Origin of the sequence: Pantoea sp. Morm, from assembly GCF_016643525.1 — a bacterium.
GTDB lineage: Bacteria > Pseudomonadota > Gammaproteobacteria > Enterobacterales > Enterobacteriaceae > Pantoea > Pantoea dispersa.
The window spans coordinates 59,443-66,995 of record NZ_VOQX01000023.1 but is presented as its reverse complement, the minus strand read 5'-3'; the positions used below and the strand labels follow the sequence as shown (position 1 = coordinate 66,995).

General features: G+C 56.8%; 7 protein-coding genes. 6 read left to right on the top strand and 1 reads right to left on the bottom strand.

The window, feature by feature from the left end:
- The first annotated feature begins 115 nt into the window (after positions 1–115).
- Positions 116–790, top strand: coding sequence for a GntR family transcriptional regulator (locus FT726_RS10605; protein ID WP_282995677.1), 675 nt, complete (start codon positions 116–118; stop codon positions 788–790).
- A 2-nt stretch (positions 791–792) separates the two neighbouring features.
- Here FT726_RS10605 and FT726_RS10600 read toward each other — a convergent pair whose 3' ends face one another.
- Positions 793–1,812 carry a LacI family DNA-binding transcriptional regulator gene (locus tag FT726_RS10600; protein WP_282995676.1) on the bottom strand — a complete coding sequence of 340 codons (1,020 nt, stop codon included), beginning with the start codon at positions 1,810–1,812 and terminating at the stop codon, positions 793–795.
- 263 nt (positions 1,813–2,075) lie between these two features.
- Here FT726_RS10600 and ascF point away from each other — a divergent pair, with 263 nt between their 5' ends.
- The 5 genes from ascF to FT726_RS10575 all read left to right on the top strand — a co-directional run bounded on the left by ascF (position 2,076) and on the right by FT726_RS10575 (position 7,550).
- Positions 2,076–3,515, top strand: coding sequence for a PTS cellobiose/arbutin/salicin transporter subunit IIBC (ascF, locus tag FT726_RS10595; protein WP_282995675.1), 1,440 nt, complete (start codon positions 2,076–2,078; stop codon positions 3,513–3,515).
- Between the two features lie 25 nt (positions 3,516–3,540).
- Positions 3,541–4,974 (top strand): 6-phospho-beta-glucosidase, encoded by a 1,434-nt coding sequence (locus tag FT726_RS10590; protein WP_346302791.1) that lies wholly within the window; start codon positions 3,541–3,543, stop codon positions 4,972–4,974.
- A 326-nt stretch (positions 4,975–5,300) separates the two neighbouring features.
- On the top strand, positions 5,301–5,864 hold the full coding sequence (locus FT726_RS10585) for a YfiR family protein (RefSeq protein WP_282995673.1): 564 nt from the start codon (positions 5,301–5,303) through the stop codon (positions 5,862–5,864).
- A 1-nt stretch (position 5,865) separates the two neighbouring features.
- Positions 5,866–7,080 (top strand): diguanylate cyclase domain-containing protein, encoded by a 1,215-nt coding sequence (locus FT726_RS10580; protein WP_282995672.1) that lies wholly within the window; start codon positions 5,866–5,868, stop codon positions 7,078–7,080.
- Complete coding sequence (locus tag FT726_RS10575; protein WP_282995671.1) at positions 7,077–7,550, top strand: OmpA family protein; 474 nt, start codon at positions 7,077–7,079, stop codon at positions 7,548–7,550. The genes FT726_RS10580 and FT726_RS10575 overlap by 4 nt, the downstream gene beginning before the upstream one ends.
- Positions 7,551–7,553 lie beyond the last annotated feature (3 nt).

Here is a 7,553-nt window from a genome sequence, read left to right as displayed (position 1 = left end):
TGCGATGATCTCCTGATGAAAAATGCGTGTGAAATTTCACTGCAATTTCAAGATAGCCATTTTCATGCCAGGTTTTTGTGTAAGATGTCTCAGTACCCCAATAAGGATCTGCGTGATGAGTGATTCAGTTGCTGAAAATGTGAAGTCACAGGCCGGACATAAAAGCGTTTCATTGAATGAACAGGCCTATCTGGCGTTCAGGCATCGCCTGATTACGCTGCGCTATAAGCCGGGTGAATATCTCAATACCGCGCAGGTGATGGAGGATCTGGCAATGGGCCGCACGCCGGTTAACCAGGCGGTACACCGGCTGGCGACCGAAGGGTTACTGCAGATTATTCCGCGCAAGGGCGTGATGGTGGCACCGCTGTCAATTGACGATGCGCTGGAGCTGATTGAAGTGCGGCTGGTGAATGAAGCGCTGTGCCTGCGACTGGCGACGCAGCGCGTCAATCCGGCGCAGATTGCCCAGCTACAGGCACTGAATCAGCGCATCGCCGCCGCCAGCGTGGCGCGTGACCGCGAGCAGATGATGCTGCTGGACCGCGAATTTCATCAGGTGCTGGCTGACATCGCCGGCAACGGTCGTCTGTCAGATATTCTCAGCATCATCCACGCCCAGGCGCAGCGCTTCTGGGCAACCACCCTGTCGAGCGCGCAGCACATGCAGGAGGTGATTGCCGAGCACGACGCGATCATTGCGGCGCTGGCGCAGGGTGACGTGGCACGGGCAGAAGAGGCCGCGCGCGTGCACATCTATTCGTTCAAGCAGGCGCTGCTCAACGCCTGATTTCAGCCAGAATAAAACGGGCCGGGACCGACGGATTCGCGCAGAATCAGTTCGCCGGCAAAGGTTTTGCGATTGCGCATTTCGCCGCCGTCCAGCATCGACACCAGCCGTTCAATGGTTTCCTCGATCATGCCGGTCACCGGCATACGCACGCTGGTCAGCGCCGGGATGGTATAGGGCGCCAGCGGAATATCATCGAAACCCAGCACCGCCACCTGCTGCGGCACGCGAATGTTATGCGCCGCCAGCGCTTTCAGCGCGCCCACCGCCATCTCATCATTACTGGCGACCAGCGCGCTAAACGGTTTACCGCGCGCCAGCAACGTTTCCACCGCCGCCGCCCCGTGCTGCGCCTGCCATTTGCCCTCCACTACCAGCGCGTCATCCGCCACCAGCTGATGCTGCGCCAGTGCCGCGTGATAACCGGCCAGCCGCTCGCGCCCGGTCGGCGAGTCAAGCGATCCGGTGATAAAAGCAATATCGCGATGGCCGAGCGCAATCAGTTGCGCCACCGCCTCGGCGCTGGTGCGCTGCTGATCGGAGTAGATACAGTAACTGTCGTGCTGACGCAGCCGGCGGTTGATCACCAGAATCGGGTGGCGGTGCTGGGCAATAATACTGTCCATCTCATCGATGGTAAGAAAACGCGGATAGATGATCACGCCATCGCAGCGCAGATCGAGCAGAAACTGAATCGCCGCACGCTCCTCTTCGGCGCTGTGTTTGCCATCCACCAGCAGTAGCTGACGGCCCTGCTGCTCAAGAATGCGCGCCGAATGCTGCATCATTTCGCTGAAATAGCTGCCGGTATACAGCGTGTTGGTGATCACCAGGCCGATGGTCTGGCTGGATTTAGTCGCCAGATTGCGCGCCAGCAAATTCGGCCGGAAGCCGGTCTCGGCAATCGCCTGGTACACCCGATCGCGCTTCTCCTGGCTGACGTAGCCGTTGCCGGACAACACGCGCGACACCGTCGCTTTTGACACGCCGGCCTGTTTTGCCACCTCAAGTATGGTTGCCATGCTTCACTCTGCTTCGCTGCTCATCGCCTCAGTGTACCTAAGCGATGAATAAGACGGGGAATTTTCTTGTCACCCTGCGCCTGCGGGTGAAGATCCCGCCGCACGTCAGCCGATCAACATCACAAAATTAAAACGAAGATAGCGATTTTTCTTGTCTGAATGAATGCGCCTGTTCATGATTTTGTGAAACCGGTTTCTCATGAACACATAACAGCCAGACGAAACCGACGTTTCCTCTACCCTACAATCAGAGACAAACATTCATGGCGACCAACTACGCTGACGCCGCGCGAGCCATTGTGGCTTCGCTCGGCGGATTAGAGAATATTGAAGCCGTTACCCACTGCATGACGCGCCTGCGCTTCGTGGTGAAAGACAGCGCGCGCGTCGACAACGCCACGCTGAAAGCCATTCCCGGCGTAATGGGCGTGGTGCACACCGACAGCCAGTGTCAGGTGATCATTGGCAACAACGTCAATCTCGCCTTTCAGGAAGTGATGAAACTTGGCACGCCAGACAACAGCGGCAGCGCGCCGGTGAAACGGAAAATCACGCTGCGCAGCATCGGCGCGGGCATTCTTGATGCGCTGGTCGGCACCATGTCACCGCTGATCCCGGCGATCATTGGCGGATCGATGGTCAAACTGCTGGCGATGATGCTGGAAATGGGCGGCGTGCTGACCAAAGGCTCGTCGACGCTAATCATCCTGAATGTGATCGGTGACGGCGCCTTCTTCTTCCTGCCGGTGATGGTGGCGGCCTCGGCGGCGCTGAAATTCAAAACCAACATGTCGCTGGCGATTGCCATCGCCGGCGTGCTGGTGCATCCCAATTTTATCGATCTGATGGCCAAAGCGGCGCAGGGCCAGGTGGTGGAGTTTGCTTCGGTGCCGGTCACCGCGGTGAAATACACCTACACGGTGATCCCTGCGCTGGTGATGACGTGGATTCTGTCGCACATCGAATACTGGGTTGATCGCTTTACCCCGGCGGTGACCAAAAACTTCCTTAAACCGATGCTGATTGTGCTGATTGCCGCGCCTATCGCCATCGTCCTGATTGGCCCGCTCGGTATCTGGATCGGCAGCGGTATCTCCGCGCTGGTGTACACCATACATGGGTATCTCGGCTGGCTGTCGGTGGCGATCATGGGCGGGCTGTGGCCGCTGCTGGTGATGACCGGCATGCATCGCGTGTTTACCCCGACCATCATTCAGACCATCGCTGAAACCGGCAAAGAAGGCATGGTGATGCCGTCAGAAATTGGTGCCAACCTGTCGCTGGGCGGCTCATCGCTGGCGGTGGCGTTCAAAACCAAAAATCCGGAACTGCGGCAGACGGCCTTCGCAGCGGCGGCTTCCGCTATTGTCGCGGGCATTTCCGAACCGGCGCTGTACGGCGTGGCGGTGCGGCTGAAGCGTCCGCTGATTGCCAGCCTGATCAGCGGCTTTATCTGTGGCGCGGTGGCCGGCATTGGCGGCCTCGCCAGCCACTCAATGGCCTCACCGGGCCTGTTTACCAGCGTACAGTTTTTCGATCCCACTAACCCGATGAGTATCGTCTGGGTGGCTGGCGTGATGGTGCTGTCAGTGGTGCTGTCGTTTGTTCTGACGCTGATGCTTGGCTTTGAAGATATTCCGGTGACGGACAGCGCGCCGCGCAGCAGTAAGTCAGAAGCGGCAAAGCCGGTTAGCGCAAATTAATAATGGACTGTGATTGAGGTGAGTGATGTCTGAAGTGACATTTCCTGCGGGATTTTTATGGGGCGGCGCGTTAGCCGCCAACCAGTCAGAGGGGAGTTATCGCGCTGGCGGTAAAGGCTTAACCACGGTGGACATGATTCCACACGGCGAGCACCGCATGGCGGTTAAGCTGGGGCTGGAACCGCGCCTGACGCTGCGCGACGATGAGTTCTACCCGAGCCACGACGCCATCGATTTTTATCACCGCTATAAAGAAGATATCGCCCTGATGGCCGAGATGGGCTTCACGGTATTTCGCACTTCCATCGCCTGGAGCCGTATTTATCCCAACGGCGATGAGCTGACGCCGAACGCGGAAGGTATCGCCTTCTATCGCAGCGTATTTGAGGAGTGCCGTAAATACGGCATAGAACCGCTGGTGACGCTGTGTCACTTCGATGTGCCAATGCATCTGGTCACCGAATACGGCTCGTGGCGCAACCGTAAAATGATCGATTTCTTCGCCCGCTACGCCCGCACCTGCTTCGAAGCGTTTGATGGTCTGGTGAAGTACTGGCTGACCTTTAACGAGATCAACATTCTGCTGCACAGCCCGTTCTCCGGTGCCGGTCTGGTGTTTGCACCAGATGAGCATCACGAGCAAGTGAAGTATCAGGCAGCGCATCATGAACTGGTTGCCAGTGCGCTGGTGACCAAAATCGCCCATGAGATCAATCCGCAGAACCAGATTGGCTGCATGCTGGCCGGCGGCAACTTTTATCCGTGGTCCTGCAAGCCGGAAGATGTGTGGGCCGCGTTACAGAAAGATCGCGAGAATTTATTCTTCATCGATGTCCAGGCGCGCGGCGCTTACCCCGCGTATGCCGCACGGGTATTTCGCGAGAAAGGCGTAGAGATTGTCATGGCGGAAGGCGATGACGAACTCCTGCACCACACCGTCGATTTCATCTCCTTCAGCTATTACGCCTCACGTTGCGCCTCGGCAGAGATGAATGAACAGAACAGCAGCGCCGCCAACGTGGTGAAGTCGTTGACCAATCCGCATCTGACGCGCAGCGCCTGGGGCTGGGGCATTGATCCCCTCGGCCTGCGCATCACCATGAACATGATGTACGACCGCTATCAGAAGCCGCTGTTTCTGGTGGAAAACGGTCTCGGTGCGCACGATGAAATCACCGCCAGCGGGGAAATCGAAGACGATTACCGCATCAGCTATCTGCAGCAGCACATTCGCGCCATGGGTGAAGCGATTGCAGACGGCGTGCCGGTGATGGGCTATACCACCTGGGGCTGCATCGATCTGGTCGCAGCGTCGACCGGGGAAATGAGTAAACGCTACGGGTTTGTCTATGTCGATCGCGACGACCACGGCCATGGCACGCTCAACCGGCTGCGCAAAAAATCCTTCTGGTGGTATCAGCGAGTGATTGCCAGCAACGGTCAGGATTTAGATTTTTAATTAAAAAAATGCGGCGAGTGGCGCTGAAAGTTCGTTCAGTTCAGGGCCATTCAGCCATCAAGCGGAAATTCGCCAGCACCGGCCATTATATTTCGCGAAAAAAACCGCTGCGGCACAAATTACGCTAACCGAATATTCGGTGCTGGCCGTTGTTATTACGCCAATCCTGCTGAGTTTTTATTCATTCTTCTTTTAATACTCTATTTAAATCCGGTCCTGACGAATTTATTCTTCCCTGCCCGCTCGCGGTGCCAGCGTCCGTACGGCGATACTCTTTTGTACAGGGCGATGGTACTATTTCCCGGTTGCTGTTCAGAGATAGCGCTATGTTACAACTACAATTAAAAATGAAGGGAGCCAGCCTGTTGCTGTGTTTATTGCAGCGTGCTCGCGTCTTACTTTCCCTTAGTTCTCTTATTTATCTCCTCTGTCTCCCTGCTGCCCAGGCGGCCGGCAGTGCGGTTCAGCGTGACGATCAGGCTAACCGTATCGTCAGCGGCATTATCAGTTTTAGCCACTGGCCGCAGTTAACTCAGCCACCACAGCTGTGCGTATTCACTTCAGCTCAACACCTTGCGCTACCGCAGGGCCCGACGCCGTTCAGCGTGGTGTGGATCGATCAAGCCAGCGACCTCAGCCGCCAGCGCTGCGATGCCGTCTATTTCGGCGATCAGACGCCGCAGCAGCAAACTGCGCTACTGGCGACGCTGCAGGGTAAAGCCATTTTGTCGATCGCGGAAAATAACCCGGACTGCACGGTGGGCGCGGCGTTCTGTCTGATCTTTAATCGCGATCACACCGCGTTTTCGGTCAACCTTGACTCACTGGCGCGCAGCGGTGTCAGAGTGAGCCCGGACGTGTTGTTGCTGTCCCGCAAAGGAAGCAAATAAGATGAAGTTTGATAGCATAAAAAAAGATAAATCATCGATTCGCAATAAGTTGCGTCGAATCAGCACCGTCAATGCCGCCGTGATATTACTGCTGTGCTGGCTGCTGCTGACGTCGACGTCTTTGCTGTTTATTAAACGCTATGAGAAAAGAAACCTCGAGCTTATTGCCGCCACACTCAGCACCAGCCTGACCGCCGCAACGGTATTTGAAGACAGTTACGATGCGCGTAACAAAATTGCTCTGCTCGGTAATGAAGGGATGTTTGCCTCCGCCAAACTGGTCACGGCGGGCAACACCGTACTGGTGGACTGGCACGATCGCCAGCAAGAGAGCGGCTGGTATGAAACGCTGCTGCGACGCTGGATCTATCAGCAGCCGCTGGCGATCGATATTAATCACGCCGAAGCCAAAGTCGGCCACTTAATGCTGGCCGGTACCGTCAGCGGCGCCGCCGATTTCATTCGTTATTCGGTGATGATTTTATCGATTGGTATGCTGTGCGTGCTGGTGATTTCCTGCCTGCTGAGTGAATTTCTGCATCGCGGTATTTTGCGCTCGCTGCGCAATATCACCAGCGCCATCCATTACGTGATTCGCTCTGGCGATTTCTCGACGCGCGTACCGCAAAATCCGACCAAAGAGTTTCAGCTGTTTTCTGAAGATCTCAACTCGCTGCTGAGTGAAATGCAGACGCTAAAAGCCTCGCTGCTGCGCGATAACCGTTCACTGGCGGCCAAAGCGCTGGAGGATCCGTTAACCGGACTGGCCAACCGCTCGGCGTTTGTTGGCCGCCTGTCGCAGCTGCTGGATCAGCAGCTGGCGCATGAGAATTTTGTGCTGCTGTTTCTCGACGGCGATCGCTTCAAGAGCATTAACGACAACTGGGGCCATGCCGCCGGTGATGAAGTGTTGAAGGCCATCGCGGCGCGCCTCAGCGCGCTGGCGTATCAGGACGATCTGGTGGCGCGGCTGGGCGGTGACGAGTTTGCCATGCTGATCACCAGCCGCACCTCAGAAGCCGATCTGCAGCAGCTGACGGAAGATATTCGTACCGCAATCGCGCAATCGATTGTGATTTCGGAAGGCACGCAGATCACCACATCGGTGACCATCGGCTACGCCTGGTCGCAGCATGGCGATTCGGTTGCGTCGATTCTGGAGCGCGCCGATATGCACATGTATAAAAACAAAGGAATGAGTAAGGTACGCGTATGAAACTGAAATCATGTTTGCTGGTCATGGTGCTGGCGTGTGTCGGCTGTCAGTCTACCGGGCGCTTCAGTGAGGCGCAGATTCAGGCGATGCGCAACGCCGGCTTTAGCGAAAATGCCGAAGGTTGGGGGCTGGGCCTGTCCGATAAGATTCTGTTTGGCATCAATGAATCTGACCTGACGCCGGCCAGCAAAACCAGCATTGCGCAAATGGCGAAAAGCCTGGCCGCCACCGGCATCGAACATCTGCGCGTCGACGGCCACACTGACAACTACGGCAAAGCGGATTACAACCAGCAGCTGTCGCTGAAGCGCGCCAACGCGGTGGCCGATCAGTGGGCTGCGGGCGCGGCGATTCCACGGGGCAATATTGTGACGCGCGGGCTGGGCATGAGTGCGCCGGTCGCCAGCAATAACAGTGCACAGGGCCGGGCGCAAAATCGCCGCGTCGCGATTGTGATTACCGCGCCGTAAGCG